General features: G+C 53.7%; 29 protein-coding genes. 20 read left to right on the top strand and 9 right to left on the bottom strand.

Annotated features, from left to right (window positions below; all coding sequences use genetic code 11):
- Nucleotides 1-76: 76 nt before the first annotated feature.
- The 9 genes from LZ463_RS26470 to LZ463_RS26430 all read right to left on the bottom strand — a co-directional run bounded on the left by LZ463_RS26470 (nucleotide 77) and on the right by LZ463_RS26430 (nucleotide 9,110).
- The gene (locus tag LZ463_RS26470) at nucleotides 77-1,318 is read right to left on the bottom strand and encodes a DUF2325 domain-containing protein (protein WP_241459323.1); all 1,242 of its coding nucleotides are present in this window, start codon (nucleotides 1,316-1,318) and stop codon (nucleotides 77-79) included.
- A 43-nt stretch (nucleotides 1,319-1,361) separates the two neighbouring features.
- Complete coding sequence (locus LZ463_RS26465) at nucleotides 1,362-1,634, bottom strand: hypothetical protein (protein ID WP_241459322.1); 273 nt, start codon at nucleotides 1,632-1,634, stop codon at nucleotides 1,362-1,364.
- Complete coding sequence (locus tag LZ463_RS26460) at nucleotides 1,631-2,539, bottom strand: ChaN family lipoprotein (protein WP_241459321.1); 909 nt, start codon at nucleotides 2,537-2,539, stop codon at nucleotides 1,631-1,633. Before LZ463_RS26460 ends, LZ463_RS26465 begins: the two co-directional genes overlap by 4 nt.
- Before the next feature lie 7 nt (nucleotides 2,540-2,546).
- Nucleotides 2,547-2,915 carry a VOC family protein gene (locus tag LZ463_RS26455; protein WP_241459320.1) on the bottom strand — a complete coding sequence of 123 codons (369 nt, stop codon included), beginning with the start codon at nucleotides 2,913-2,915 and terminating at the stop codon, nucleotides 2,547-2,549.
- A 62-nt stretch (nucleotides 2,916-2,977) separates the two neighbouring features.
- Entirely contained in the window at nucleotides 2,978-3,787 is an 810-nt protein-coding gene (locus tag LZ463_RS26450) for an ATP-binding cassette domain-containing protein (protein ID WP_241459319.1), read from the bottom strand.
- Between the two features lie 11 nt (nucleotides 3,788-3,798).
- The gene (locus LZ463_RS26445) at nucleotides 3,799-4,860 is read right to left on the bottom strand and encodes a FecCD family ABC transporter permease (RefSeq protein ID WP_241459318.1); all 1,062 of its coding nucleotides are present in this window, start codon (nucleotides 4,858-4,860) and stop codon (nucleotides 3,799-3,801) included.
- Nucleotides 4,857-5,792: a heme/hemin ABC transporter substrate-binding protein gene (locus tag LZ463_RS26440; protein ID WP_241459317.1), complete on the bottom strand. Its 936-nt coding sequence runs from the start codon at nucleotides 5,790-5,792 to the stop codon at nucleotides 4,857-4,859. The genes LZ463_RS26445 and LZ463_RS26440 overlap by 4 nt, the downstream gene beginning before the upstream one ends.
- Nucleotides 5,780-6,886 (bottom strand): hemin-degrading factor, encoded by a 1,107-nt coding sequence (locus LZ463_RS26435; RefSeq protein WP_241459316.1) that lies wholly within the window; start codon nucleotides 6,884-6,886, stop codon nucleotides 5,780-5,782. The genes LZ463_RS26440 and LZ463_RS26435 overlap by 13 nt, the downstream gene beginning before the upstream one ends.
- A gap of 10 nt (nucleotides 6,887-6,896) precedes the next feature.
- Nucleotides 6,897-9,110, bottom strand: a complete 2,214-nt coding sequence (locus LZ463_RS26430; RefSeq protein WP_241459315.1) for a TonB-dependent hemoglobin/transferrin/lactoferrin family receptor — start codon at nucleotides 9,108-9,110, stop codon at nucleotides 6,897-6,899.
- Between the two features lie 1,260 nt (nucleotides 9,111-10,370).
- On the opposite strand from LZ463_RS26430, the gene LZ463_RS26425 reads away from it, so the two are divergent.
- The 20 genes from LZ463_RS26425 (at nucleotide 10,371) to LZ463_RS26330 (ending at nucleotide 26,369) form a co-directional block, all read left to right on the top strand.
- The gene (locus LZ463_RS26425) at nucleotides 10,371-10,703 is read left to right on the top strand and encodes a hypothetical protein (RefSeq protein ID WP_241459314.1); all 333 of its coding nucleotides are present in this window, start codon (nucleotides 10,371-10,373) and stop codon (nucleotides 10,701-10,703) included.
- Nucleotides 10,693-11,940: a PBSX family phage terminase large subunit gene (locus tag LZ463_RS26420; RefSeq protein WP_241459313.1), complete on the top strand. Its 1,248-nt coding sequence runs from the start codon at nucleotides 10,693-10,695 to the stop codon at nucleotides 11,938-11,940. Before LZ463_RS26425 ends, LZ463_RS26420 begins: the two co-directional genes overlap by 11 nt.
- 8 nt (nucleotides 11,941-11,948) lie before the next feature.
- Complete coding sequence (locus tag LZ463_RS26415; protein ID WP_241459312.1) at nucleotides 11,949-14,231, top strand: DUF4670 domain-containing protein; 2,283 nt, start codon at nucleotides 11,949-11,951, stop codon at nucleotides 14,229-14,231.
- Entirely contained in the window at nucleotides 14,228-14,512 is a 285-nt protein-coding gene (locus tag LZ463_RS26410) for a hypothetical protein (RefSeq protein WP_241459311.1), read from the top strand. The genes LZ463_RS26415 and LZ463_RS26410 overlap by 4 nt, the downstream gene beginning before the upstream one ends.
- A gap of 277 nt (nucleotides 14,513-14,789) precedes the next feature.
- Entirely contained in the window at nucleotides 14,790-15,749 is a 960-nt protein-coding gene (locus LZ463_RS26405) for a hypothetical protein (protein ID WP_241459310.1), read from the top strand.
- A gap of 26 nt (nucleotides 15,750-15,775) precedes the next feature.
- On the top strand, nucleotides 15,776-16,699 hold the full coding sequence (locus LZ463_RS26400) for a DUF5309 domain-containing protein (protein ID WP_241459309.1): 924 nt from the start codon (nucleotides 15,776-15,778) through the stop codon (nucleotides 16,697-16,699).
- Nucleotides 16,700-16,796: 97 nt separating this feature from the next.
- Nucleotides 16,797-17,102 carry a hypothetical protein gene (locus tag LZ463_RS26395; protein WP_241459308.1) on the top strand — a complete coding sequence of 102 codons (306 nt, stop codon included), beginning with the start codon at nucleotides 16,797-16,799 and terminating at the stop codon, nucleotides 17,100-17,102.
- Nucleotides 17,102-17,386: a hypothetical protein gene (locus LZ463_RS26390; RefSeq protein ID WP_241459307.1), complete on the top strand. Its 285-nt coding sequence runs from the start codon at nucleotides 17,102-17,104 to the stop codon at nucleotides 17,384-17,386. The genes LZ463_RS26395 and LZ463_RS26390 overlap by 1 nt, the downstream gene beginning before the upstream one ends.
- Nucleotides 17,383-17,991 (top strand): phage adaptor protein, encoded by a 609-nt coding sequence (locus LZ463_RS26385; protein ID WP_241459306.1) that lies wholly within the window; start codon nucleotides 17,383-17,385, stop codon nucleotides 17,989-17,991. The genes LZ463_RS26390 and LZ463_RS26385 overlap by 4 nt, the downstream gene beginning before the upstream one ends.
- Nucleotides 17,991-18,770 (top strand): hypothetical protein, encoded by a 780-nt coding sequence (locus LZ463_RS26380; RefSeq protein WP_241459305.1) that lies wholly within the window; start codon nucleotides 17,991-17,993, stop codon nucleotides 18,768-18,770. The genes LZ463_RS26385 and LZ463_RS26380 overlap by 1 nt, the downstream gene beginning before the upstream one ends.
- 9 nt (nucleotides 18,771-18,779) lie before the next feature.
- Entirely contained in the window at nucleotides 18,780-19,199 is a 420-nt protein-coding gene (locus tag LZ463_RS26375; protein WP_241459304.1) for a hypothetical protein, read from the top strand.
- A gap of 2 nt (nucleotides 19,200-19,201) precedes the next feature.
- Nucleotides 19,202-20,089: a glycine-rich domain-containing protein gene (locus LZ463_RS29245; protein WP_347176298.1), complete on the top strand. Its 888-nt coding sequence runs from the start codon at nucleotides 19,202-19,204 to the stop codon at nucleotides 20,087-20,089.
- A 2-nt stretch (nucleotides 20,090-20,091) separates the two neighbouring features.
- The gene (locus LZ463_RS26365; protein WP_241459302.1) at nucleotides 20,092-20,229 is read left to right on the top strand and encodes a hypothetical protein; all 138 of its coding nucleotides are present in this window, start codon (nucleotides 20,092-20,094) and stop codon (nucleotides 20,227-20,229) included.
- An 8-nt stretch (nucleotides 20,230-20,237) separates the two neighbouring features.
- On the top strand, nucleotides 20,238-21,896 hold the full coding sequence (locus LZ463_RS26360; RefSeq protein ID WP_241459301.1) for a hypothetical protein: 1,659 nt from the start codon (nucleotides 20,238-20,240) through the stop codon (nucleotides 21,894-21,896).
- The gene (locus tag LZ463_RS26355; protein WP_241459300.1) at nucleotides 21,883-23,433 is read left to right on the top strand and encodes a hypothetical protein; all 1,551 of its coding nucleotides are present in this window, start codon (nucleotides 21,883-21,885) and stop codon (nucleotides 23,431-23,433) included. Before LZ463_RS26360 ends, LZ463_RS26355 begins: the two co-directional genes overlap by 14 nt.
- Entirely contained in the window at nucleotides 23,427-23,705 is a 279-nt protein-coding gene (locus LZ463_RS26350; RefSeq protein WP_241459299.1) for a hypothetical protein, read from the top strand. Before LZ463_RS26355 ends, LZ463_RS26350 begins: the two co-directional genes overlap by 7 nt.
- Nucleotides 23,706-23,708: 3 nt before the next feature.
- A complete protein-coding gene (locus LZ463_RS26345) occupies nucleotides 23,709-23,957 on the top strand; it encodes a hypothetical protein (RefSeq protein ID WP_241459298.1) in 249 nt (82 codons plus the stop codon).
- Nucleotides 23,954-24,268: a hypothetical protein gene (locus LZ463_RS26340; protein ID WP_241459297.1), complete on the top strand. Its 315-nt coding sequence runs from the start codon at nucleotides 23,954-23,956 to the stop codon at nucleotides 24,266-24,268. Before LZ463_RS26345 ends, LZ463_RS26340 begins: the two co-directional genes overlap by 4 nt.
- Nucleotides 24,265-24,855, top strand: a complete 591-nt coding sequence (locus LZ463_RS26335) for an aspartyl/asparaginyl beta-hydroxylase domain-containing protein (RefSeq protein ID WP_241459296.1) — start codon at nucleotides 24,265-24,267, stop codon at nucleotides 24,853-24,855. Before LZ463_RS26340 ends, LZ463_RS26335 begins: the two co-directional genes overlap by 4 nt.
- Entirely contained in the window at nucleotides 24,837-26,369 is a 1,533-nt protein-coding gene (locus tag LZ463_RS26330; RefSeq protein WP_241459295.1) for a hypothetical protein, read from the top strand. The genes LZ463_RS26335 and LZ463_RS26330 overlap by 19 nt, the downstream gene beginning before the upstream one ends.
- Nucleotide 26,370 lies beyond the last annotated feature (1 nt).

Genomic DNA, 26,370 nt, shown 5'->3' with positions numbered 1-26,370 from the left:
GATTTATGCGTGATTTGGGCAACGCTGTCATTGCTGTTCGCGGCTGAAGCCGCTCCTACAGACGGCTATGCTGGTTTCACCAGCTGGCTGTTTCAGTATTCACTGCCTCTTCAGACGAAAACTGTTCCAGCCCGCGCGCCAGGGATGAGACGCTGGGGTTTTCAACGAACACACAGCGCTTGCCTGTGCGTTTGCAAAAGTCCTTGACGCGCCAGTAGGCGGTGTGGCTGATGCAGCCGGTCTGGCAGATGACGAGGTCGGCGGCGGCCAGGCTGGCGTCGAGCAGGCTCTGGTTGTCTTCGAGGCCGCCGTCATGGTGGGCGAATCGGCCGCCTATGCGTTCTACCAGGTCGCGATAGGTGGGGACATTGCCGCTGCGGCCGCCGACGCAGAGTACGGTTTTTTGTTGCAGGTGCAAGGTGATGGGGTAGACTTTTTCTTCCGGTGACTGTTTGCTCTGTTCTGCTGCCTGTTCCTGTACGTCGCTGACGGCTTTGGTGGCTTCGGCCAGTTTTTGTCTGAGTTCGCGCACCTGGTTTTCGAGATCACCCTGGCGTTCTGACATGTGCTCGATTTTCTTTTGCAGGCGCTGGCGGGTGTCGAGTTCGGGGATTTCTGTTTTCAGGCTGTTGAGGTCATTGCTGAGGAAGAGGATGCTGCTGTCCTTGCCGATGTTTTCTGCGCGCAGCTGTATCAGGCGGGCGTTCTGTTTTTCTATCTCGGCAGATTTTTCGGCGATGGCGCGCGCATGTCTTTCCTGTACGCGGCTCAGTTCGCGGGTCAGCAATTTGTTTTGTTCGAGCAGGGCGTTGAAGCGGGCGATGTCGATGCGCACGCTGGCGCCGGCCTGGTGTTGCAGCATGTGCATGTCGCGGCACAGGCCGTCCTGCATTTCGCTGGTGCAGCGCGGATGCGTCAATGCAGCCCAGAAGGCACCAGCGACGTCGCTTTCATCAATGGCGGCCAGCCACAGATGGGTGACGGCTTCGGTGGTCTTGGCGGTGCGAAAGACCTGTATGGTACGGGCGTAGCGCTGTTCCAGCTCTTGCTGCAGGGCTTCTGACAGGCGATTGCGGCGACCGCATTCGGCAATCGCGCCGACGTGGATTTCATAGTCGTCAGCTACAGCCTGACCATTGACAGCCTTGTTGACGATACGTCTTAACACCGCCAGCGGTATGCAAACACCGACGACAGGGCAATGGCATTCATGCGACAGGTCCCAGATACGGCGACGGCGTGAGCCTGCGGCGGGGACGGGTTCGAGCTGGCTCTTTGCGAGGTGAAGATGCTTTGAAGATGAATCCTGATCACACATGAGTATTCTCCGGTTGGGGCCTGGCTTGCACTGTGACGGTCCACTAATGCATTTTTTTGCCAGGCGGGCTGTCAAAGACTGCGGTGGTGCTGCTGTCCTGCCTTTTTTTCAGGTGGGCGTCAAAACTTTCTATGTTTAGTTGCGCCTCTGCCAGCATATAGGCCAGGGTACGGAAGGCGTCGACATCAAAGCGCAGCGATACATGGTTGAGAGACAGGTGGACGACCCCGCATTCGGGGCAGATCATGACTTCACCGACTTTGCTGGATGCCAGACCAAGATGCTGGCAGGAATTGGATTGGGGCTGGTGCTTCATGTTTTCTCCACTGGTTTTTGCATCGGCGCGGTGATGGTCTTGCAAGGATCAGGGCGCACATGGGGTTGGATGACATGGGTGATGTCATATTGCTTGCTGGCCGATACAGAAGGACTTGCGTTGTCGTCCGCTTCCAGGTAACCGTGGCTTTGCATGCGGCCTCTGAGATTGGCAGGCAGCCATTGCGGTACGCCCAGGTCGTTGCGCACATGGCCGTTGCCTGCCAGCAGGACGACACCTTTGCCTGTCGCGGCATGGTCGGTGATGACTTTGGCCATCCAGACGTCGCGCGCCACCTGTGCCCTGACCATGCCGGGTACGATGTCATCGGGCATCTTGCCGCAATGGCCTGCCTCCATGGCGTGGCGCTGGCCGTCGATGATGGCGGCGGGCAGAGGCTGGTCAAGCCGGTAAGCCTGTATGGTGGCAGTATCGAGTACGGCGGCATAGCCTTCACGCATCAGCTTGCCAGCATCGCTGCGCGACAGGTTGGCGGCCAGCAGGGGCAGTTTGTAATCGAGGGCGAGCTGGATGACGGGGCGGTAGAGCGGCCATTCCCAGCGTTTGCCGCCGACCTTGCTGATGATGCAGTCGGCATCTTTGCATTCTGCCTGGGCCTGACTTAATTGCTGGCTTAATTGGGACTGGTTTTCGCGATCAAACTGCTCCATGGCAATGGCAGGTCGCCAGCCGGCGACGACGCGTTTTTGCAAGGCGTCAAAGCGCTGCTGATGGCCGTCGGGGTTGTCGTGCACTTCACCAAGGAGCAGGATGGTGCCGTCTGCCACTGTATTGCTGTTTTGCAGAGAAGGTGCAGTGGCGCAGCCAGACAGAATGAAGGACAAGATGAAAACCAGGCTGGCCGCAGCAAGCAGTCGTGATGATGGGGGCATTTGTGAAGGCATGGGTGATTTATTGCGTGTTCTGGCCTATCACCCACAGGACGCCACTGGGGTCAGTCAGGGTGAAGTCGCGCATGCGGTAGGCCTGTTGCTTGATGGCGGTCAGGCGTGCGTTATATTTTTCGGGTATGCCACTGCGTTCGATCTGTGCGTACCAGGCATCGGCGTCTTCGACCAGTATATGCATCATGAAGTTGTTGGCAAGGTCTGCCACATAGAAATCCTGCAGCAGGAAGCTGTAATTGCCATAGGCCAGGTAGGCGATGCCGCCTTCGTTGGAGCAGACTTCAAAGCCCAGGTCCTGGTAAAAGGACAGGGATGTCGCAAAATCTTTGCTGGGGACAAAGGCTTTGATTTCTACCAGGCTAGGTCTTTGCATGATGTTTCCTTTTCTTTGGTTGACTCGATATCGGTGATGTTGCTTTGTTTGATCCTGATTTGTCAGGCGCGTTTTCTGTTGCGTGATGACGCACGCAAGGGGGTGATCAGCAATTCACCTTCGGTGTTGTGGACACAGCTCAGTGCGATGTCGTACAGGCTTTCGAGCGCCGGGACGGCGGCGCTGTTGCTGGGCAGATCACCCACCAGCTGACCATTTTTGACCAGCAGCAGTCGGTCAAATGCCTGCATGGCCTGGTTGATGTCGTGCAGGATGGCGACGATGGCATGCTGGCGTTGCGATGCATAGGCGTCAAGGCTGTCGAGCAGGTCAAATTGCAGGCCGGGGTCGAGTGCGGCCAGGGGTTCGTCGACCAGGATCAGGCCATTTTGCTTGTCCCATAACTGGGCAAATACGCGCGCCAGTTGTACCCTGGCCTGTTCACCACCGGACAGGCTGTCGAAGCGCCGGTTGAGCAGGTGGGCTGCATGGGCCATGCTGGCGGCTTCGTGTACGATGGCCGTGAGGTCACGGTCATGAGGGCGACTGACGCGGCCCAGGCTGATGACGAGATCGGTTTCCAGTCCAAAGGCGACATCGGTCGATTGTGGCAGGACCGCACGCAAGTGGCTTAACTCGGCCAGTGACCAGCTGGCCAGGGGGCGAGAGAGAAAAGAGATACTGCCGCCGCTGGCGGCAAGTTCGCGCGACATCAGCTTGAGCAGGGTGGACTTGCCAGCGCCGCTGGGGCCTAGTATCGCCACTTTTTCTGCGGGGGCGATATGGATGTTGAACGGCCCAAAGCTTTGCCTGCCCAGGCGGGTGGCGAGTTCCCTGGTTTCCAGCAGGTCTTGCTTGATTAAGGTTTTCATTAGCATGATCTTCAGGCCAGGCGACCGCGCGCGTTGCGCAACAGGATCAGGAAGAAAGGCGCACCAAGCAGGGTGGTAAAGATACCGACTGGGACTTCTGCCGGTATTGCCACGGTGCGCGCCACGGTGTCGGCCAGCAGCAACAGCAGGCCGCCCATGAGCATGGAGCGGGGTATCACCTGTCTTTGATCTGGTCCGCCCAGGGTGCGCACCATGTGCGGGGCGATCAGGCTGATAAAGGCGATGATGCCGCACCAGGCGACGGCAAAACCGGTCAGTATGGCCACCAGCAAGATGACTTTGCTGCGCAGGCTGCGTACATCAATACCGACATGGGCGGCAGCTGATTCGCCGAGCGCCAGCGCATTCATGGCGCGCATCATGCTCCTGACCAGCCAGCACACGGGCAGTAGTAGCAATATCAGCAAACCCGTCGACAGCCAGCTGCCGGCAGAAACTGAACCCAGGGTCCAGAAACTGAGGTTGCGCAACTGATCGTCTGTGGCCAGGTAGGTGCACAGGCCCAGTATCGAGGCAGCAAGGGCATTGAGGGCGATGCCGGTCAGCAGCAGGCCGACGATGGAACCAGGTGACAGCCAGCGGGCGATGCTGTCCAGTGTAAAGCACACGGCCAGCGAACCGGCAAAGGCTGCGACTGGCAAGAGCCACATGCGCCAGCTTGCCGGTATGGGCAGGTGCAGACCGGAAAACACCACAATAGTCAGTGCTGCGGCGGCAGCTGCGCCGGCGGTGATGCCGAGCAGGTTGGGGTCGGCCAGGGGATTGCGGAACAGACCCTGCGTCAGTGCGCCGGACAGGCCCAGGGCCGCACCGATGGCGACGGCAAACAGGGCGCGCGGCAGGCGCAACTGCCACAGGACGTAGCCACCGCCACTGAGGTTTTGCCCTTCGACCAGATTGAATACCTGTAACCAGTCTTGCAGGTTGACACGTACCGCACCGTATTGCACGGTCAGCAGCAGGGACAGAGCCAGCAGCAGGCCTAATACGCTTGCCAGGCCGGGGCGGACGGTGACCCTGCCGGGGGATGGCATGACGGCTGCTCTGTTCATGTGCGCAGAGTCTTGGTGATGGCCGCATCGAGCATGGCGATGGCGTTGGGCAGGCGCGGTCCAAAGCCGAGCAAGAGCATGGCTTCAAGTGAAATGACACGACGGTTGCGGCCTGCCGGTGTCTGTTCCACACCAGGCAACTTCAGCACGGCGTCGATACCGCCAGAGGCCTTCAGCCCCTGGTCAGTGACCAGGATGATGTCGGGCTGGGCGGCGATCATGGCTTCGGGCGTCAGTGGCTTGTAGCCATTGAAACCGTTGGCAGCCGTAATGGCATTGCTTGCACCGGCGTATTCAAGCACGGCATGGGCGGCGGTTTCGCGTCCGGCGACCATGACCTGGTTGGGGGCGTGGGCGAGGATGAAAGCGATTTTGGGCGCTTTGGTCTTGCTTTGCGCTTCACGCTGCTCTATGTTGCTGCGAACCTGTGTCCATTCTTGCTGCAGTTTGCGCATCAAGGCGGTGGCCTGGGTTTCGCGGCCGGTCAGCTCACCGATCTGTTTGACACGGTCGAGCACACCTTCAAAGCGGTGATGCGCCGCCAGCACGGCAACAGGTATGCCGGACGCCGTCAGCTGTTTGATGACGGCGGGTGGCCCGGCGTCTTCACTGGCGATGATCTGGGTGGGTGCCAGCGTCAGCACGCCTTCTGCCGACAGGGCGCGGGCATAGCCCACGTTAGGCAGTTTTTGTGTGCTCTCCGGGTAGTTGGAGGTGGTGTCGACCGCCACCAGGTCAGTACCGGCATTCAGGGCATAGATGATTTCAGTAATTGCCCCGCCCACGCTGATGATGCGGCGGATGGCGGGTTTGCCGGCGACTTGTGCGGCAAACGCAGTCGTGCCCGCAGACAGCAGGCCGGCGCCTGTCAGTCCGGCGATTTGCCATAGCGCCTGACGGCGCGAGAGCTTGGTCGTGATCAGGCGGCGCATGTCAGGCTTTCGGACAGGAGGTTGTCGATCAGGGCGCGCCATTCGCATAGTTCGGGCTTGCCCGGCTTGCGTTCGCCAAAGAACATGGCGATGGTTTCACCTTCAGCATCAAACAGTTCGAGTGAAGTGACCAGGCCGTCTATGGTCGGTTTCTTGACGACCCAGGCGCTGGCGATATGGTCTTCACGCAGGTGCAGGTTGAAGCCTGGGTCAAGGACGTTGATCCATGGCCCCATCTTGGCAATTTTGCTGACCGGGCCGGAATGGATTTGTATCATGCCAGTATTGCCGGTAAATACCATGATAGGGACGTTTTCGCTGGCGGCTGCCTGCAACAGGTCCTGGCAGCTGCTGACATCAACCTGCTGGACGAACTGGGTTTCGGCCAGGCGCAGTGCCTGGGTACGGCTGACAGCGAATTTTCTCATCAGACCAAAGAATTCATGGGTGTCGCGCAGCGATGCCCAGGCCTGACGGAAGCCGGTCACGTCGATGTCTTTGTCGGCCAGTTCCGGCACTTTTGCTGGCGCTGCCAGGGGTTGTATGCCTGTGGCCTGCTCTGCTGCGGCAAAGCGGGCGACCAGGGCCTGATAGGCTGCCAGATTACTTTGCGGCTTCATGAATATCTTGTGGATGGCGGTGCCGCTGGCGTCATAGAACTGCAGGCTGTTTTGCTGGTCGTTGCTGGCCTGTTCACTGACGGCAAAACCATGCGCCCATTGCTGGTAGAAAATGCGCAGGTCAATTTCGCCACCGAGGACCAGGCCTACGTGGTTATTGTGGCTGACCTTGCGATAGACACCGGTTTTTTCATGAACGCAGGACTCGTTGCGGGTCAGCGCCATGACTTCACCAAGCTCTTCGATGGCGGCGATGATGTCTGGCCATTCGGCACGCAGGCGGGTGGCGTGCAGCAGCTGTTCCGTTGCTGCCGGGCTTACTGTCGCCGCAGCAGCCGCTGGTGTACCTGCGTGGGCGGCGATCAGTTCGCCTTCGCTGATGGCGAGAGTCTGGGCAATATCACGGTGCCTGGCTTTTTTCTCGCGGCGCAGGGCGGAAAATTGTTCACGTATTGGCTGGTAGTGATCGGACATGATTTACTCCTTAAAAGTCGTAACGGACTGAAACCTGGGCATTGCGGCCAGGGGCGGTATAGGCATCCTTGATGGTGCTGTTGTCAGCCAGACCGCGTACATCGGTCCATTGCCAGTATTTGCGGTCAAACACGTTGTTGAGGTTGACGTTGATGCTGAGCTTGGGCAGTGGCTTCCAGTACACGCCAAGATCAACGACGTTGTAGGAGCCCGGCGCAAACTGTGGCACCGCCGCCGGGGCGATTCTGTCAGCAGACTTGGCCTGCTGGTGCTGGAGCTGGGCGCGTGCGCCCCAGGCAGCAGTGTCGTAACGCAGGCCAGCGACAAACTTGATTGGGTTGATGGTGTCGAGCGGGGTCTTGATACCGGCGGTTTCGCTGTCCCCCTTGGTGTAGGCGATGCCGGTATTGACTTGCCAGTTGCTGTCGATCTGCCATTCTGCACGGGCTTCCGCGCCGCGTATTTCTGCTTTGGCCAGGTTGATGTACTGGAAGACCAGCGGGTCTGCAGCCGAACCTGAACCACGCACGACTTGCTGGCTGATGAAGTCTTTGTAGCTGTTGTTGAATGTGGCGAAAGAATAGCGCAGACCATTGAGTTTGCCACGGAAACCCAGCTCGATACTGTCAGCGCGTTCGGCCTTGAGATTGGCATTACCTATGCTGGTATAACCTGATGCCAGGTTGGTGAAACCGTTGTTGACCTGGTCGGGGGTTGGTGCGCGGAAGCCCTTGGCGATCTGCGCATATGGCGCGAACAGCGGGTTGAGTTGCCATACCAGGCCCAGGCGCGGTGTGACTGCCTGGTCGGACAAGGCAGTCACTGCACCACCACTGTACCCGGCTGATGACGGTGAGAGCTTGTAGTGATCAAAGCGCAAACCCGGGATGATGGTCAGTGTACCGTTTTCAATTTCATCCTGGAGGAAAGCGCCGGTGACGGTATAGGTGGTATCAGGGAAGGGTTTGGCCGGGAAGCTTTCGCCAAACGGGGCAACCGTGCCATCGCGTACGCCTGATGTGTCTGAGCGGCTCCAGTCAAAGCCATAGCTGAGACGCTGTTCAACGGCGCCGCTGAAGTTACTTTCCATCAGGCTGGACAGGCCCAGCACCTTGGTCTGGTAGCGGTTGTCACGGGTGCGGTCGGCGGCAGTATTCCTGTCTTCGGCAGAATACTGGCTGACCTTGGCGTCTTGCCAGTACAGGCGGGTTTCGGCCTTTTGCAGTAAGTCTGCATTCAGGTTTTTATAGCGATGTTCCAGTGTCAGTTTATTGCGTTCTATATTGTCCCTGGTGTCGAGGTCAATGGTGCTGGTCGATGTCAGCGGCGGCAGGGCGCGTGCCGAATAGACTTCAGTATCCTGTCTGCGCTTCTGTGCTTCAAGGCTGGCGCCCAGTTGCTGTGTACTGCTGAGTTTGAAGAAGGCCTTGCCCAACACATACTGGCTGTTGTAGTCGACCGGATTGGGTTTGGTGCGGCTGACATTGAGGGCGTTATTGTCAGCTTTGTTTTCTGTTTCATGACCACGGCGATAACTGGCCAGCAGCAGGCCTTGCCAGTCGCCACTGTCACCGGCAATTGCCAGGGTATTGCGCCAGGAACGGTCTATGCTGCCATAACCGGCGCGGGCAAAGCCGCCAAATGCCTGGCCTTTTTTCAGTATGTCGGAAGGATCAAGCGTGCGGAAGCTGACCGCACCGGCCAGACCATCACTGCCAAATTGCGTCGATGTCGGGCCGCGCAAGACTTCAACGGCCGTGATGCCGTCAAGCTCTAAAAAATCACCACGGCCGGTAGCAAATGCGCCGAAAGAGAAACTGGCGGGCAGGCGTGTGCCATCCACCATCATCAATACCTGGTTACCTTCCAGGCCGCGGATATTGACGCCTTCATTGCCGGCGCGCCCGGTTGCAGCACCTGCTGCCGTGAAGCGGGCAGGGGCAGCACGCACGCTGACATCGAGTTCATTGCGGAACAGGTCCTTGATGTCACGCCCGCCTTCTTGCTCGATTCTTGCGGCAGGGATCACGGTGACGGTGTTGGGGACCGCGTCGACAGAACGTTCTGTACGGGTGGATGTGACTGTGATTTCTTTCAGTTGCGTCGCTGCGTTGGCGGGTACCGGCGCTTGTTGTGGCTGTTGTGCCAGTTGTGCTTGCGCGGCACTGGAGCCCATGCCCCACGCCATACCCAGCGCCAGCGCGATTTGCGTCTTGCATAGCATAGTGTTTCCTAATAAAAATTGGACACGGGCTAGCGGCGACTGGCTGGTGTGGATGGTAAATCCGTTTGCTCAAGCGCAATTCATGTGATGTATTGAACTACTTGATTAATGAAGTTTATTATAAATGAGAATCATTTTCATTTGCAAGGATGAATATATTTATTTTGCCGGTATGGCCAGGGGGCTAATGTTCCGGGCGGAGGTTGCAGATCGCTTTGCAAGCCAGCTCTGTACTACTGATGAGGGATTGCAGTTACTGTTTTGGCTGATCAGCAGGCGAGTGGCAATGGAATGATATGCAAACAGCAAAAATATGCTCCTCATTTCGACTGTGGAAATTATTTTCAATAAAAAATTGTACTGATTAAATAATCAGTGTATAGTGTTGTTCAGGGAGAGTTGCGCCCTGTTAAAAATCAGATAAACCACGGGCCCTGCTTTGCAAAAAGCAGGGCTTTTGGTTTTTTTAACCCGGCTTTTCAGGGTGATTTTTGAGCGTAATAAAAATTTGTCTGGCGTATTCGATCAGCGTATAGTTCTACTCACGGACTGCTACGTCTGTACGAATTCCAAGACGAATTTCAAGGAATAGATAAAGAATAGATAAAGCCTCGCCATGACAGAATGGCGGGGCTTTTTGTTTTATGCATGCTTCATTGAATGGAACATCATGAAGATGCAAGAACTCAAGATATGACGTCTGGCAGCTTGCCGGCGCTACTGCTTTTACCTGTTTGTGGTCGCAAGCGATTCACCTATAACGTCCGAGTTGACGACCAAGATCGCGATGCAGCAGACAGGTAAACCTTTTTATTTTGCACTAGCAGGCATGCGTTGTTACGAGTAATAAAAATTTGTGCTGTCTGTGTGGGCAGCGTATACTTTTACTTACGGGCTGCCACGCCTGTACGAATTTCAGATAATACATGTTGCCCCGCCATTGCAAAATGGCGGGGCTTTTTGCTTTCTGCATGCTTCAAAGGATGGAGCATCGTGAAGATGCAGGAATTCAAGATACTGCGCCCGGCAACTTGCTGACGCTACCGTTTTTACCTGTTTGTGGTCGCAAGCGATTCACCTATAACGTCCGAGTTGGCGACCAAGATCGCGATGCAGCAGACAGGTAAATCTTTTTATCCTGGTCATTCAGCTACGACATGCATCAACGATGATGCATCGCCAGACCAGGCGCATCTGTATGTTTTGGATGATGGTTTTATTTCATGGAGCAGGACAAGCTGCAAGGCATCCTGAAGTCAAATGAGTGATCGTGATAATCAGGCGACAGTCACGGCGGTCAAACCCGCAAGCAAATCTGCCGCCAAACCACGGGGCCGCCCGAAGAAGGTGTCCGGTCAAACCCTCAGTCAATCGGCGCTGACAGTCAGGGATGCGATTGCCAGAGCCGGCGAAGAGCTTGGTGGTGCATCACGTCTGGCGCAATGGGCGCGCGAGGACCCGACCAATGAAAAGGCATTCTGGACGGTGTTGTATCTGAAAATCCTCCCTTTACAGGTCAATGGTGCGGGAGATAACGGCGAACACTTGATCAGTGATATCGCCATCAAACTGGTCAAACCGAATGCAGATTGAGTGTGAGTTTCCGGAGAAGCTGGAATTTTTATTCCAGCCAGCGCGTTACAAGGTGGCGCGTGGTGGCCGTGGCAGCGGTAAGTCATGGGGGTTTGCCCGCGCATTGTTGCTGCTTGGTGTGCAGAATGTGGAAAGAATTTTGTGTGCTCGCGAGTTGCAGAAATCGATCAAGCAATCCGTGCATCAGCTTTTGCGTGACCAGATTGCTGCCCTGGGCTTGAGTGAATTCTATCAAATTTATGAATCCGAGATACGCGGCAGGAATGGTACGCGTTTTTACTTCAGTGGTTTGTCGGACCAGACTGCCGACAGTATCAAGTCTTTTGAAGGCTGCACCAAGGTGTGGGTGGAAGAGGGGCAGAGTGTGTCGGACAGGTCATGGAGTATCTTGATACCGACGATACGCACGGCGGGTTCAGAAATCTGGGTAACGTATAACCCTGAGCTGGAAACGGACCCCACCCATCAGCGTTTTGTGATGCGGCCGCCGCATGACTGTGTATCTGTTTTGATGAACTGGCGTGATAACCCCTGGTTCCCTGAAGTGCTGGAAAGGGAGAGGCAAACCTGCCTGCAACGCGAGCCGGAAGCCTACAAGAATATCTGGGATGGTCAGTGCAAACCGGCAGTCAGCGGTGCTATCTATTATCACGAAGTGGCGACGGCGGACAGCCGTATCTGCCATGTTCCTTATGATCCTTTGCTGAAGGTGCATGTGGTGGTGGATTTGGGCTGGAATGATGCGATGGCGATCAGCCTGGTGCAAAGACAGAGTTCGGAATTACGCGTCATTGAATATATGGAAGACAGCCACAAGACGCTGGACCATTATTCTGCCCTGTTGAAGCAAAAGAATATGAACTGGGGAAAGTTGTTCTTGCCGCATGATGGCCGCAACAAGGATTTTAAAACGGGCAAGAGTGCCGAAGAAATCATGACTGCACTTGGCTGGGATGTGGCGATTACGCCGGGCATGAGTGTGGAAGACGGCATACGTCTGACACGCATGACGTTTAACCGTCTGTGGTTTGATAAGGACAGGACTGCCAGGCTGATTGAATGCGCCAAGCGCTATCGCCGCAGCATCAATCAAAGTACCAATGAAGCGGGCGCACCTTTGCACGATGAGTTCAGCCATGGTGCAGACAATTTGCGTTATATCTGCATCAATGCAGAGCAGATGTCGAACGAAGAGTGGGGTGGGAAATTGAATTACCCGAAATTTACTTATGCATAGAGGATGGAATGGCTAAAGGATTATCAGAAGAAGAATTGAAAGCCCTGGTGCTGACCGAGATGCGGCAGAGCCTTGGTTATTCATCTTCGCGTTTGTCGCAGGCGCGTCAGAAAGCAGAATACTATTACCTGGGCATGGCTGTCGGTGACCTGGCGCCACCCGAGGTGGAGGGGCGTTCATCGGTTGTCTCTACGGATGTGCGCGACACGATAGAGTCGATGCTGCCGCAGTTGATGCTGACATTTTGCGGCGGTGATTCCATTGTTGAATTTGAGGCGCAGAATCCCGATGATGAAACCAAAGCCAGCGCGGCGACGGAATATGTCAATTACCTGTTCTTTAAAAAGAACAATGGTCACAAGATTGCCTATGTCTGGATGAAGGATGCCTTGCTGCAGAAAAATGGCATTGTCAAGGTCTGGTGGGATACGCGTTTTGAAGAGATGAAGGAAGAATACAAGGGGCTGAGCCAGGTTGAACTGGCGCAGATTCTGGACGATCCTGAAATTGAGGTGATTGCCCAGCAGGCTTACCCTGACGAAGAAGATGCCAAACAGCGTCAGCAAGCTGTAGAACAGTTGAATCTGCAATTGCAGCAGGCATCCCCTGCAGCACAACAAGGGGATCAGCAGGCGACACAGGCGGTGCAGCAGTTGCAGGGACAATTGCAGCAGATACAGGCGCAGCCGCCGCAGATGCTGTATGACATTACTTGCAAGCGGGTAAAGACTGGCGGCAAGATACAGATCGATAATGTACCGCCGGAAGAGTTTTTGATCGCCCGCAATGCCAGGGATATACAGACAGCCAGGTTTGTCGGCCACCGTGTGCAGCGCACGGTGTCTGAATTGAAATCCATGGGGTACAAGAATGTCGACAATATCAGTGGAGAAGATCAGGGCCAGGCGCTGAATCTGGAGCGCATACAACGGCTGAGCTGGAATGATGAAAACGCTTATCTGTCAGACGAGATCACGAATGCAGATGAAAGCCAGCGCAAGATATGGATTACGGAAGCCTATGTACGCTGTGACTTCGACGGCGACGGCATCAGCGAATTGCGCAAGGTGACGGTGGCGGGTAATGAATTGCTTGATAATGAAGAGGTGGATTTTATCCCCTTTGTTGATATCACCCCTGTGCCTTTGCCGCATACTTTCTTTGGTTTGTCGATTGCTGATCTGGCGATGGAGAGCCAGAAGACCAAGACCAGCATTTTGCGCAGCCAGCTTGATAACCTGTACCTGAATGTGAATGGTCGCTATTTTGCGGTGGAAGGCCAGGTCAATCTTGATGATCTGCTGACTTCTCGCCCTGGTGGTGTGGTGCGCATCAAACAACCCGGTGCCGTGGGACGGCTGGACCAGGCGCAGGGTAATAGCGGTGAGGCCATGGGTTTGCTGGATTATATACAGCAGGACCTGGAAAACAGGACGGGCTGGACACGCTATAGCCAGGGTAATGACGGTGACGGACTGAACCAGACGGCACAGGGCATGAATATCATCACCAACAAGGCGGACATGCGCCTGGACCTGATCTCACGCAATTTTGCCGAGGGTTTTACTGCCTTGTTCAAGCTGGTGCTGAAGCTGATATGCCAGCATCAGGACAAAAAAGCCCAGGTGAAACTGTCAAATGGCTGGACAGATATTGATCCGCGTGAATGGCATAACCAGTTTGATGTCAGTATCAATGTCGGCATAGGCCTGGGTAACAAGGACCAGAAGGTCAATCATCTGATGGCTTTGCTGGCGCAGCAGGAAAAAGTCTATCCCCTGGGTTTGACCAATCCTCAGGGAATTTATCAGGCGAGTTCGGAGCTGGCGCGTTTGCTGGGCTTCAAGAGTGCGGACAAGTTCTTCAGTGACCCGTCGAAAGCTGCGCCACCGCCACAAGCGCCGGACCCCATGCAAATGCAGATGCAGGCAGAACAGCAGAAGACGCAGATGCAGATAGAGGCAAGCAAGGAAAAACATATGATGGACATGCAGATGCGTGAACGCGAATTGCAGCAGGAAGCCATGTTGCGTGAGCGTGAACTGCAACTGGAAACACAAAAGCAGCAGGCACAGGCACAGAATGATATGCAGGAACGTCAGCACAAGGCGCAGCTTGATGCGCAACTGGCGCAACAACGCATGGAGTTTGACCGCTGGAAAGCACAACTGGAAGCTGAAACAAAACTGCTGGTGGCGAAGATTGCTCGCCAGCAACCGGTGCCATCAGGGGCTTTGCTCACTGAGATGGTGCCTGCTTATCCAGGCGAAGCCGCGACAGGGAGCGCATGATGACTACCATTGAACAGCGCATCTCTGAAGGCAGCAGGGCCAGGGAAGTATTGGAAAATGAAGCATATCAACAGGCATTTTCTGCCATAGAAAGCGAGATAACGGAAAAATGGAAAAACTCACCGGCACGCGACGCCGAGGGCAGGGAAAAACTCTGGATGTATCTGGCCATGTTGAAGAAGTTCAAAAACCAGCTGGACACGACACTGGAAACTGGCAAGCTGGCGCAACTGGACCTGGAGCACAGACAAAGCCTGATGCATCGTTTGAAGAGCTGGTAAAGGCAGTGCAAGCCTTCAAGGGCTGGCGTGATTCTGTGGCGATGGCTTTTCATCCTGCCGCAACGGTTGACATGATAAAAACAGCGAAGGGCTGGGTCAGGGTAGTGAATGGCGAGGTCGGATATCAGCTCAATAGCGGGACGTTTATAAAAATCTAGTGCTGGTCCAACGCACTTGGTGACCACTTGTTTTCAGGTGGTTTTTTTGTTGGATGAATCTTAACGCCGTGAGGCGCTGGGAATGGGTGAAAGTCCCATTCATTGATTGGAGTTTTTAAATGGATAATCAGGTCACTGAACCCACAGGTAATACCTTGAATGTAGATGGCGCGGCACAAGCCTTGGGCGCTTTTCTGGAGCCGCAAGCACATGAAAAGAGCGCCCAGGATTTGGAGAGGGAAGTTTTGGAGGACATGAGGGGGAAGCGTGACGCTGAACCTGAAAAATTACTAGAGGATGGCCAGGAGGAAAGCGGTGATGAGACTGTCACCATAGAAGTAGATGGCAAGACAGTCAATCTGTCAAAAGCAGAACTGGCTGATGCCTACAAGAATGGACTGCGACAGTCCGACTACACCAGGAAGACGATGGAGGTGGCAGAGCAGCGCAAGGCTGCCGAAGCTGAAATCCAGCGTGCATCGCAGGAGCGCCAGGATTATGCAGGGAAACTGCAGAAGATGGCGGTACAAATCGAAGGTGCACTGGTCCAGCAAAAAAACATAGATTGGGAACGTCTTCTGGAAAATGACCCTGCTGAATACCTGAAACAGCAGCACCTTTATCAAAAAAGACAAGCAGCCTATCAGGATAACATTCAGCAACAACAGTACCTGGCGCACCTTGCCCAGGCAGAACAGGCGCACTATCTGGAGTCTGTGCTCCAAACGCAGCAAGAAGCACTTCTTGCCAAGCTGCCGGACTGGAAAGACAACAGAAAGGCTGAGGCCGAAAGCAGCGCCATTCGCCAATATTTATTGGAACAGGGCTTTGATTATCAGACGGTGGACAGCATTGCTGACCACAAGGCAGTCTTGCTTGGCCGCAAAGCCATGCTGTATGACGCCATGATGTCCAAAGCCAATGCAGCAGCCAAGCGTGTCGCCAGCATACCGCAAAAAATTGTGCGGCCAGGTGTGGGCGAATCACCTGGAGGCGACGGTCGCAACGCGGCCATGCAACGCCTTGCCAGAAGCGGCAGGGTCGAAGATGCTGCATCTCTTTTTGCAAAATTCATTTAAGGTCGCAAGACCAGGGAGTAACAAATATGGCAGCACCAAGCAATACCTATGTGACCGCGACAGCGGTTGGTAATAAGGAAGACCTAAGCGATATCATTTACCGTATTTCGCCAACCACGACGCCTTTGATGAATATGGCGGCCAAGGCAAAAGCCAGCAATACCCTGCATGAGTGGCAGACCCAGGATCTGGCGACGGCAGTGACTACCAATGCCCAGGCCGAGGGTGACAATGCATCTGCAAAAACGGTGACACCGACAGCACGTCTGAGTAACCGCACCCAGATTGCATCGAAAACCGTGATCGTATCGGGCACGCAGCAGGCGATGAACCCGGCTGGCCGCAAGGATGAGCTGGCGTATCAGTTGTCGATGGCTTCACTGGAACTGAAACGCGATATGGAGTCAGCATTGTGTCAGCTGGATGTGACGGCTACTTCGCCAAGGCAATCCCGTGGTTTGCCTGGCTGGGTGGTGGACAATGTCGACAATAATGCCGGTACGCTGGCATCTTATTCCGGCAATACCGGCCGGACTCTGGGTACACCGCGTGCTTTTACGGAAGCGCAGTTGAAGAACGTTTTGCAGAAATGCTATAGCGCTGGCGGCGAACCTGACACCATCATGGTAGGCCCGGCACAGAAACAGACGTTTTCAACTTTCTCGGGCAATGCGACACGTTTCGACAAGTCGGAAGATGCCAAACTGTATGCGGCAATTGACGTGTATGTGTCCGATTTTGGTTCGCTGAAAGTGGTGCCGAATCGCTTCCAGGCTTCACGCGATGTGTTTGTCCTGCAAGCTGACAAGCTGGCACTGGCCTATCTGCGTCCCTTTACGACGATAGAGCTGGCAACCACGGGTGACGCCGTGCAGCGTGAGCTGGTCGTGGAGTATACGCTGGAATGCCGCGCGCCCAAGGCCCATGGTGCGATTTATGATGTGCTGTAAGTCTGCATAGCATCGTACTCGTTCAGAGTTAAAAAGCAGGCGGGTGCAAGCCCCCGCCATTTTTTTGATTACAACGCTGTGAAGCGCAGGAGGTTTTATGAATGGTGGTTATATCACCGTCTCCAGTCAGACGACGGGCGTGGCCATTGCCACGTCGGGCACGTCGGCGTCGGCAACTATTCCCAGTATGTCCAGCGGCGAATTGCCGCGCTATATCCGTGTGGCGGCAACTGCGCCTGCCTGTGTACGCCTCGGTAAATCATCGGCGACTGCCGTGGGTACTGACTTGCAGGTCCAGCCTGGTGATGCAGTGATCCTGAGCGTGAACGGGAATGACAGGATTGCTGCGATACAGGTTGCAACGGCGGGCGTCGTGCAGGTGTCCCCGCTGGAGAATATGTAATGAGTATCGCAACCAGAGTTCATGTGGATGGTGGTGATATCAGGTTTGAGCGCGTGCAGGATTGCACGGCGATTGCCGAGCATGCCCAGGCTTTGCACAAGGAGGGTTTGCATGGAACAAGCGAGATGCGCCATGCCGCATCTTTTCCCATGGTGCTTGTTGAAAAATATCTCAATGATAAAAACATCAGTTTCCAGGAATTCATGAGCGAAGAAGTGCATGTGAAGGCCATGCTGGTTGATCCGGCGCTGTCGGCGTTTCGTGTATGGGGAGGCAGGGTATGAGCGCCATTACCGATTATGCAAGCTTGCAGACAGCTGTCGCCAACTGGTTGCACAGGACGGACCTGGCACCATTCATTGCTGATTTTATTGCTTTGGCTGAAGCCAGGATGTCGTCTGATATTGCGGCCAGGCCCATGGATGTACGCACCAGTCTGGTGACGACGGCGGGCAGTGCTTATGTCAGCCTGCCTGTCGATATGCTGGAAATGCGCAGGCTGATCCTGTCTGCGGACCCTGTTATTGCACTGCGCTATGAATCACCAGATCAACTGCTGGCAGACAGGACGGGGAGCATTAGTGGCAGGCCGGTGAAATTTTCTGTCATTGGCCCGCAATTACAGCTGGCCCCGGTGCCGGACGCAAGTTATGCGCTGGAACTGACTTACCAGCAGCGTATACCGGCTTTGTCTTCAATCAATACAACGAACTGGCTGCTGGCGGCTTTTCCGAATGTGTATCTGTACGCGGCATTGTGTGCAGCACAGCCTTTCATCATGAACGATGCGCGCATTCCGACTTTTGAAAAGCTGTATCTGCAAAGCGTGGATGCCATCAATTCCATCGACTGGTATTCAGGTTCAACCATGCAAGTGAGGGCGAAATAATGGGACTGGAAGCAGCAAACTATATCAATGACCTGACGGTGAGCAATCCGACGGCGTCAGATCCAAAATCGCAGGGAGATGATCATATCCGTATGTTGAAAACAGTGCTGAAGGAATGTTTTTCCGGCTTTACTGGTGCGGTCATTATCACGGCGACAGAAACAGGCACGGCGGCGGCACATGTCCTCAATCCTGTCACAACCTTACTTTCTTATACAACTGGCTTGTTATTGTTGTACAAGCCGGTCAATACCAATACTGGTGCACTGACTGTGAACGTGTCTGGCCTCGGTGCAAAGCCGGTCAAGACCCTGCTGGGGGCGGACCCGACAGCGGGAGACATCGCATCCAATCAGCCTTTGTTGCTGATGTATGACGGTAGTAATTTTGTCATCATTGCCGGCTCTGCGATGTTGCTTCGCACTGGCAACCAGACCATGACGGGTAACCTGAATCTGAATGGTAACCAGACCGTGTCAGGCTCTGTTGATGTGAGTGGAGCACTGACCGGACCAGGCATGAATGCCAAGGCAAACAAGGCGGGTGACAACTATGCCGGAGCGCATGATTTTACTGGCGCCGTGCTCAATGTCGCCACGCCAGTTTCCGCCAGTCATGCTGTCAGCAAATTGTATGCGGACGGGCTGGTCTTTGCTGCAGTACTGCCTGGTCAGAGCCCTGCGACGACAGGTCAGACTATTTTGAGTGACGGCGCTACTGCATTCTGGGGAGATGCTGGCTCGGTAGGCAGTGACCTGTATTTATACAATAATTTTTAAGGAGGCTGCATGGCAGCAAATCAAAAACCCATCTTTCCATTGACACCAAGATTCCCTTCACCAATGCCGCCAGTCATCACCGCTGCCAATACAGCCAAGGATGGCACGGGTACAGTGACACAGATATCGGCTCCTGCCGGTGTCAATGGCGCTTTTATCGAGAGTGTAGAGGCGCTACCCGTAGGAACGAATGTGGCCTCGGTGTTACGCATCTTTTTGAATAACGGAGCGACCGCGACGACTGCATCAAACAATATCCTGTGGGAAGAAGTCAGTTTGCCGGCGATTACATTGACCGAGAATGCGGCGCAGACGAAGGTGGTGGTGCCGGTTAATCGGGCGATACCTTCTGGTTATATTTTGTATGCAGCGATAGGCACAGCTGTGGCTGCGGGCTGGCGTGTCCGTGTTCATTCGGGGGACTATTGATTATGGCCGGGTTTACGGGATTTCCTGGCGCTCCTTCGGGGAAAGTGCAATTTCAGGTGTTTAAGACTTCTGGTAATTGGGTTTGTCCTAAGGATGCGCAGTTTTTTATTGTGGATGTGTTTGGGGCGGGGGGGAGTGGAGGAGGGGGATACACGGCTGGCTCTAATTCTGCCTCTTGCGGAGGAGGTGGTGGGGCACGCCATCGCCAGTTTTTCACATCGCTTACTCTTAAGACAGGAACGAGTGTACCAATTGTTGTTGGTGCTGGTGGAGTTGCTGTTATATCTGCTGGCACTCTTACACCTGGTAATCCAGGTGGGAAGTCATCTTTCGGTTCTGCCATGTTGGGATTGCTTGTCGAGGCTTATGGTGGCGGCGGTGGTGGTACCGGAGGGAGTGGTGCTGGCGGAGGAGGAATTGCTGGCAGTGGGAGTGGTTACATTTCTGGTTGGGGTGGATTTCCTAATAATGGTGCACACAGTTTATCTGGCGCCCTGTCGTCCAATGCTTCTAGTGACTTTGGTGGGGCAAATGGATATTCACAAGGGAGTGGCGCTGCTGGCAATGCTATGTGGGGTGGTGGCGGTGGTGGCATTCCAAGTTCCGGTGGCGGTAGCATTTTTGGGTGTGGTGGCGGTGGGAGTTATCAGATGAGTGGTGGAATTTCTGGACAATATGCCCAAGGCGGTTCAAATAGTATACCAACTCAGAACGGTATGCTGCATGCGTTGCAAGGTGGAGGGGGGTGGGGAGGCAGAGGATCGTCTAGTCCCGGTACGAATGCTGCCGACGGCGGTTTCCCCGGCGGCGGCGGCGGTGGTGTCGATGGCACTGCCGGTGCCATTACAGGCAAAGGCGGTGACGGCCTTGTAATAATTTATTGGTGGTAATCATGAAAAGCGCAGAAATTAAAAATGGCATCGTGGTGAACGTGGTTTTGGGACAGGTCGCTGGGTACGTACCTTGTGACGACACCGTCGCCATCGGTGATCACTGGGATGGTCAGGTATTTACTAAACCGAAAAATTGAGGTTTGACATGGCAACAAGCACGAATACTGTTGGGATTGCCGGTGATCCGGTCAAGTCTGGCAATCAGTTAAAGAAAAATAATTCATACGACTGGTACACCCCCTTTGGCAGAGTTGGTGACCAGGCCGGGATGGATTATTGGGACAAGGAAATTGCGAGCAAGGGGGAGGAAGTAGCGCACCGTGCTTTTCTCACCGCGGCTGTGCAGAATATGGTGAGTGGCAAGGGCGTCGGCGCGGACAGCATTTCCGGTCAGGGCGCTGGCAATCAATCTGCGGACTGGTATACACCATTTGGTCGCGTAGGTGATCAGGCTGGCATTGACTATTGGAACAATGAAATCAGAAATAAAGGTTATGATACTGCGCACAATGCATTCCAGATCGCAGCAGCACAGAATCTTGCTAATGGCAAAGCGGTTGGCGCTGGTGATATCGCCGGGCAATTACCTGTAGATGCCGGTACTGGACAGGCCCGATCCAATCCAAATTCTGCATCCGGGGCGTCTGGTGCAAAAAATGAGCCCGTTTATAATACGAACTCCCTGGCAAGGTCATCGAATTTTGAGTCTGGCGGCAATGGTGACTACCTGTCACAGCTTAAAAACAAGTATGGTCGCTATGTCATGGGAGATGCCAATCCCTTTCTCAACCTGAACAGTTCTGCAGCCTTCATCAGCGGCCTCATGAATGGCGCCGGTGCCGGCGCCAATTTCAGTGATGCGCAAAAGGCAGAGGTTCGTTATGACTATCTCAAGGCCAGTCAGGATGCCGGCATCCAGGGAAAAGTCAACGACCAGGATGCACAATGGCTGAAACTGGCAGGACAGAATGGTTATGGTTATACCCAGGACAGTGTACTGGATACGGCAAACAGGAATGTATTTGGCGGAAAGGGTAACCAGGCAGATCTGGATGTACTCAATTACTTCCAGCAAGGGCCTGACGCCTGGAAGAAAGGCTCTGGCACTTTTGAGGCACAGGCCAGCAAATACGGTGCGTCACCGCAAATGCAGACATTTGCCAATGAAATGGGCTATACGCCCCTGCAATCTTCGGGCATGTATTCAGGCGACCCCTATCAGGATATGCAAAAACGGATAGAAAGCTATGGCAGCCTCAATTCTGCCCAGCAGGCATATTTGCAGCAACAATTGCAGGGATTGTCCACTGGGCAGCGACAGCAGATGCAGCAGTTCTTTCCATGGCAACAGGCAGCACCTCAACCCCAGCAACCACAACCGCAAAATCCGTATTTACAGCCGTTTCAGCAAACAGCAGCTTACAACCAGGCTGTCAATACAAATTGGGCAAGCCCAAGTCAGCCCAAGGCAGGTCAGTATTGGGGAACTAACAATGCTCAGTCAACGGCGAGTAGCAACCAGAATGGAAATCAGAATTTCCCGAATGGACAGCCTAACTGGAATCGATTTCAGCCAACAGCGCAAGCTGATGGCAGTGCTGCACCGGTATGGGGACGACAATACCAGACTCCATTCATGTCATGGGGGGCGGCAAATCAAGTCGCGCCGTATGGCGGCGGTTTTGAGAACAGTTTCCAACAGCCCAGGGGACTGCTGAATCAGGGGCAGGGATTTGGACAGCAGCAACCAGCCAATAATACTCAAAACCGTTATGGATTATTAAGCGCATATGGCTCTCGTTAAAATACAAAATGTCGGGCAATTCGGTGTCAACAAGGATTTGTCACAGCATGAATTGCCAGTCAATGCCTGGACCGATGCTCGCAATATCCGTTTTCTTGACGGATATGCTTATCAGTTTTATGGACATGGTGAAGTGTATAACTCACCACCCACGGTGCCCCAGTATGTGCTGCCAGTGACCATATCAGGCAATCGTTATTGGGTATATATGAGCGCCGCCAAATCACATGCGGTGACTTATGCAGGCGGAATTGTCACGCACACAGATCTGACGCATGCTACGCCCAGGAATGGTATCGTCAATCAATGGACACATGCCTTGCTGTCGGGTTTGCCAGTGTTAAATGTTGGTGATAACGTAAAGGTGCCCATGTGCTGGGACCTTAACCCTGCCAATAAATTTGTTGACTTGCCCAACTGGCCGGCCAATACCTATTGCAAGTCCTTGCGGGCGTACAAGAACTTTCTGGTCGCCATGAATCTGACTGTAGGCGCAGTCAACAAACCTTTCCTGGTGAAATGGTCACATCCTGCCGACCCTGGAGCCTTCCCGGCCAGCTGGGATGCGACTGATGCGACCAGGGATGCAGGCGAAACGGATCTTGCCGAAGCCAATAGCCCCATCGTCGATGGATTGTCCCTGCGTGATTCCTTCATCATCTATACAGAAAACTCCACGCATCGTATGGATTATGTCGGCGGACAATCCGTGTTCCGGTTTTCCAAGATACTTGGCATGTCCGGCATGCTCAACCGTAATTGCGCCGTTGAATTTGACGGTTGGCACTTCGTTGCCACAGGTTCAGATGTAATCGTGCACGATGGACAGACGGCAACATCCGTGCTGGACAAACAGACGCGCCGGCATTTTTTCCAGAATATAGACGTTAACAGCCGTGGCAATGTGTTCGTATTCAAGAACCCGTTCCTCAACGAGATTTACCTGGCTTACCCGTCGATAGGGGCAAATGTCTGTGACAAGGCCATGGTCTACAATTTCGTGGACAAGACGGTCTCTTTTCGTGACTTGCCCAACGTCAATCACGCCAGTTATGGTGCGGTCTCCAATGACCTTGGTGGCACCTGGGCCCAGGATTCCGATTCATGGGATTCTGACCTGACATTCTGGAGCGGCCCTGACTATACGCCGGACACGGCGCGTGTCGTCATGGCATCGAATGACCAGAAACTCTACATGCTTGACGCTTCTGCTTCATTTAACGGCGCGGTACCCAATGCGTTTCTGGAGCGGCGTGGCCTGTCGTTTGATACACCGGAAAGTATCAAGCTGGTCAAGGGGGTGCGACCACGTATTTTTGGCAACAAGGGGGAAACCGTGACTGTCAGTGTCGGTTATGCCAACACTCCCTACGATGAACCTGCCTGGGTGTCAGGAACCTACACCATAGGATCAACCGTGGCTGTTGACCTGTTTGCCAGCGGTCGCTACATCGCGCACCGCTATGCATCAGGTTCCGCTTTCCAGTGGCGACTTGATTCGGTTGATCTGGATATTGAAACAACGGGGGCATGGTGAGAGCAAACAATCTTAATACGATTGCCTATGCACCAGGGCTAGTACCGACAGACGCTGCAGACATGCAGCGTTTTTTTTCCTCTGAACTACAGAAAATTGCCAGCAGCATGGCGGCGATCTCACTAGGGCACCTGGATAAGACGGCGGTAGCGCCAGTCAAGCCGAGGGACGGTGACATACGCTATGCCGATGGCATTAACTGGAATCCGGGTTCCGGTGTTGGTGTGTATTACTACAAAGGCGCAACTTCGGCCTGGGTTTTTTTGGGATAAAAAATGAATAATTTATTTGGAACTTTAGAAACAAAAGCAGGTATGGGATTGCTAACTCACAGGAAGGGAATTGACACGAATGATGGCATCCCGGCGCAAGTAATGCAAGCCATCAAAAAAATGAAAAAAGCATCGCCAGAGAAAAAGCAGGCATTTGTTCAACAAATAGTGCAAACAATTCAGAATGCACCTGGAAAAACACCCGAAGCCAAGAACGCAGTCATGGAAAAATTTATGAGGGCCATGTCATGAGTATCAATATTGATCTTGGTATCAAACATCATTTTTCCACCGGTTTGTATGCCAAGGAAATGCACTTGCCGGCACAACACTATGCACTTACCCATAAACATGCCTATGACCACGTAAGCATGTTGTACCGTGGTACGGCAAAAGTAAAGGTAGGTGGTATCGAGACAGAATATTCGGCGCCAGCGTTTGTCATGATCAGGGCCGGAGAAGAACACACCATACTTGCCGTAGACGATGTGACCTGGTTTTGCGTACATGAAACAGAAGAAACGGATGTTGAAAAAATAGATAAGGTAGCAATTGCATCATGAGCCGAAATTTTTTGAAGATAGCGCAGGACATCAATGTGCAGCCATTGCAAATGGCGCTGATTCGTCAACCTGAATTATTTGGAAATAGAACCTCCAGGTCAGATGCCTATGCTTCGCCCCATCAGCAAATGACAGACATATGGGTTCGTTACAATGCATATGAAAACTTGAAGAGAGATCCGGAGAAATTCAACGATGAACATGATTCAGTCTGGTACCCGGAAGCGACCGCATTACCACAAGTCCGTCCCATTGTTTCCTGGTTGATGTCCCATGTTGAGGGCGAGAGATTGGGGGGGGTCTTAATAACCAAGATACCTCCGGGTGGAAAAATTGCCCCCCACGTTGATATGGGCTGGCACGCAAAATATTACGAGAAATACTACATCCCGGTCCAGAACGACCAGGGAGCCTTATTCTGTTTTGAGGATGGCATTATCGAACCTCAACCCGGCGATGTCTACTGGTTCAACAACAGTCGTCCACATTGGGTTGAAAATCATTCACAACGTGATCGAATTGCACTCATTGTATGCATACGGTCGCACAAAGCAAGTCAGGAGGTTTTATGCCATGGTCAGCAGTAGCAGGCGCAGTGGTCAGCGTCGTCGGCAATCATTTACTTAATGGTAGTTCCGGGGAACAACAGCAAACCAGCACTCAACAGCAGCAACTTGATCCACGTATCGCTGCCATTTTATTTGGCTCAGGCGAAAAGACTCTGAAGCCAGGCGCGAAGCCAAGCGGCACAGATGAAAGCGGTAATCCCATTTATGCGGATTCTGATTATGAACAGCCAAAGCAGGGGCTTCTTGCCCGGTATCAAGGCCTGCTTGATCAGCCTCAGATATCAGGACTGAAGCACTTTAACGAGTATAACAACAATTACCTGAACAATGACTTGCCCTATGACATGGGGCAACAGCGAAACACTGCCTGGGCATTAGCGACGAGTGACGGTATTGCTCCCCAAATGCAGGCAGCACGCAGTAATTACACGACGCCTCTTGGTGTGGCGCAATCTGCTTTCCCTGGCGGTGTGCAAGGACCGCAGACTTATAATGCCCAGGCTGCCAATGTCAACCTGATCAATGCACCAGGCCAGAACGACTTGAATTTGAACCCGGCATATCACGATGTTATTTACGGACAGCTTGGCAACAACCCTTATCTGGCTGGCGCGATTCAAAAAGGCCTGAACCAGAGCTCGGCACAATTTCAGGATTTGCAAAGCGATACCATGCGTCAGTTCAAGGAAGACATCCTGCCTTCTTTGCGTGGTGATGCGATTGCGCATGGCCAGTATGGCGGATCTCGCCAGGGCATTGCAGAAGGCAAAGCTGCAGATGCGCTGACACGCAACATGAGCCGGGCATTGTCGCAGGTTGCTCAAAATCAGACAGATGCTGCCGTACAGGCCCAGGCCCAGGCATACGGCCAGGACAGACAAAACCAGCTCAACGCCATGTCCGGCCTGTCTGGTCAGCAATATGGCGTTGCGGGATCGAATGCCGCCGCCCAGAACCAGGTTGGACTTTCCAATGCGCAGATGATGAATCAGGCGGGACAGTTCAATGCTGGTGCGGGTAATAACTACCTTGCACAAATGCTGCAGAACAACCAGTTCAATGCCAGCGCAATCAATAATGCCAATGGCATGCAGTATCAGGGCAACCAGCAAATGAACCTGGCCAATCTGAACAACCAGCAGGCTGCCAATCAGTACAACGCCAACGCCCTGTTCAACATGGCGCAGTTGAATAGCCAAAACAAGGCAACGGGTGTTGGATTGCTGGCGAATCTGGCAAATCAGCAATACGCATTTGCCAATAACCAGAATGATTACGATATTAACCGGGCTGCTAAAGTCAATAGCCTGCTTGCGCCATATATGGGATTGAATGGCAGCACAGTGTCAAGTGCGCCCATGTATCAGAATACTGGATCGAATTTGCTTGGTGGGGCGATGGCTGGTATGCAGTTGTATAAGCAGTTTAGCAATAATAATTTTAATGCCGCTAACGGTCAGTTTCTATCTAACAATACTTCTTTCATGAATAGTCAAGGATTAACCCCTAATGACTTGTATGCTTCTTTTTAGA

This window comes from Undibacterium paludis (assembly GCF_022568815.1).
GTDB lineage: Bacteria > Pseudomonadota > Gammaproteobacteria > Burkholderiales > Burkholderiaceae_D > Undibacterium.
The sequence above is the reverse complement of the archived record's forward strand: the minus strand, read 5'-3'. Positions and strand labels throughout refer to the sequence as shown.

Coding starts and splice junctions, on each gene's coding strand:
- LZ463_RS26410 (WP_241459311.1), top strand. CDS start 14,228: ATGATGACTACCATTGAACAGCGCATCTCTGAAGGCAGCAGGGCCAGG.
- LZ463_RS26375 (WP_241459304.1), top strand. CDS start 18,780: ATGGCAGCAAATCAAAAACCCATCTTTCCATTGACACCAAGATTCCCT.
- LZ463_RS26345 (WP_241459298.1), top strand. CDS start 23,709: ATGAATAATTTATTTGGAACTTTAGAAACAAAAGCAGGTATGGGATTG.
- LZ463_RS26380 (WP_241459305.1), top strand. CDS start 17,991: ATGGGACTGGAAGCAGCAAACTATATCAATGACCTGACGGTGAGCAAT.
- LZ463_RS26365 (WP_241459302.1), top strand. CDS start 20,092: ATGAAAAGCGCAGAAATTAAAAATGGCATCGTGGTGAACGTGGTTTTG.
- LZ463_RS26400 (WP_241459309.1), top strand. CDS start 15,776: ATGGCAGCACCAAGCAATACCTATGTGACCGCGACAGCGGTTGGTAAT.
- LZ463_RS26405 (WP_241459310.1), top strand. CDS start 14,790: ATGGATAATCAGGTCACTGAACCCACAGGTAATACCTTGAATGTAGAT.
- LZ463_RS26420 (WP_241459313.1), top strand. CDS start 10,693: ATGCAGATTGAGTGTGAGTTTCCGGAGAAGCTGGAATTTTTATTCCAG.
- LZ463_RS26415 (WP_241459312.1), top strand. CDS start 11,949: ATGGCTAAAGGATTATCAGAAGAAGAATTGAAAGCCCTGGTGCTGACC.
- LZ463_RS26445 (WP_241459318.1), bottom strand. CDS start 4,860: ATGAACAGAGCAGCCGTCATGCCATCCCCCGGCAGGGTCACCGTCCGC.
- LZ463_RS26435 (WP_241459316.1), bottom strand. CDS start 6,886: ATGTCCGATCACTACCAGCCAATACGTGAACAATTTTCCGCCCTGCGC.
- LZ463_RS26430 (WP_241459315.1), bottom strand. CDS start 9,110: ATGCTATGCAAGACGCAAATCGCGCTGGCGCTGGGTATGGCGTGGGGC.
- LZ463_RS29245 (WP_347176298.1), top strand. CDS start 19,202: ATGGCCGGGTTTACGGGATTTCCTGGCGCTCCTTCGGGGAAAGTGCAA.
- LZ463_RS26440 (WP_241459317.1), bottom strand. CDS start 5,792: ATGCGCCGCCTGATCACGACCAAGCTCTCGCGCCGTCAGGCGCTATGG.
- LZ463_RS26425 (WP_241459314.1), top strand. CDS start 10,371: ATGAGTGATCGTGATAATCAGGCGACAGTCACGGCGGTCAAACCCGCA.
- LZ463_RS26470 (WP_241459323.1), bottom strand. CDS start 1,318: ATGTGTGATCAGGATTCATCTTCAAAGCATCTTCACCTCGCAAAGAGC.
- LZ463_RS26395 (WP_241459308.1), top strand. CDS start 16,797: ATGAATGGTGGTTATATCACCGTCTCCAGTCAGACGACGGGCGTGGCC.
- LZ463_RS26350 (WP_241459299.1), top strand. CDS start 23,427: ATGGTGAGAGCAAACAATCTTAATACGATTGCCTATGCACCAGGGCTA.
- LZ463_RS26465 (WP_241459322.1), bottom strand. CDS start 1,634: ATGAAGCACCAGCCCCAATCCAATTCCTGCCAGCATCTTGGTCTGGCA.
- LZ463_RS26385 (WP_241459306.1), top strand. CDS start 17,383: ATGAGCGCCATTACCGATTATGCAAGCTTGCAGACAGCTGTCGCCAAC.
- LZ463_RS26360 (WP_241459301.1), top strand. CDS start 20,238: ATGGCAACAAGCACGAATACTGTTGGGATTGCCGGTGATCCGGTCAAG.
- LZ463_RS26460 (WP_241459321.1), bottom strand. CDS start 2,539: ATGCCTTCACAAATGCCCCCATCATCACGACTGCTTGCTGCGGCCAGC.
- LZ463_RS26390 (WP_241459307.1), top strand. CDS start 17,102: ATGAGTATCGCAACCAGAGTTCATGTGGATGGTGGTGATATCAGGTTT.
- LZ463_RS26335 (WP_241459296.1), top strand. CDS start 24,265: ATGAGCCGAAATTTTTTGAAGATAGCGCAGGACATCAATGTGCAGCCA.
- LZ463_RS26355 (WP_241459300.1), top strand. CDS start 21,883: ATGGCTCTCGTTAAAATACAAAATGTCGGGCAATTCGGTGTCAACAAG.
- LZ463_RS26340 (WP_241459297.1), top strand. CDS start 23,954: ATGAGTATCAATATTGATCTTGGTATCAAACATCATTTTTCCACCGGT.
- LZ463_RS26455 (WP_241459320.1), bottom strand. CDS start 2,915: ATGCAAAGACCTAGCCTGGTAGAAATCAAAGCCTTTGTCCCCAGCAAA.
- LZ463_RS26450 (WP_241459319.1), bottom strand. CDS start 3,787: ATGAAAACCTTAATCAAGCAAGACCTGCTGGAAACCAGGGAACTCGCC.
- LZ463_RS26330 (WP_241459295.1), top strand. CDS start 24,837: ATGCCATGGTCAGCAGTAGCAGGCGCAGTGGTCAGCGTCGTCGGCAAT.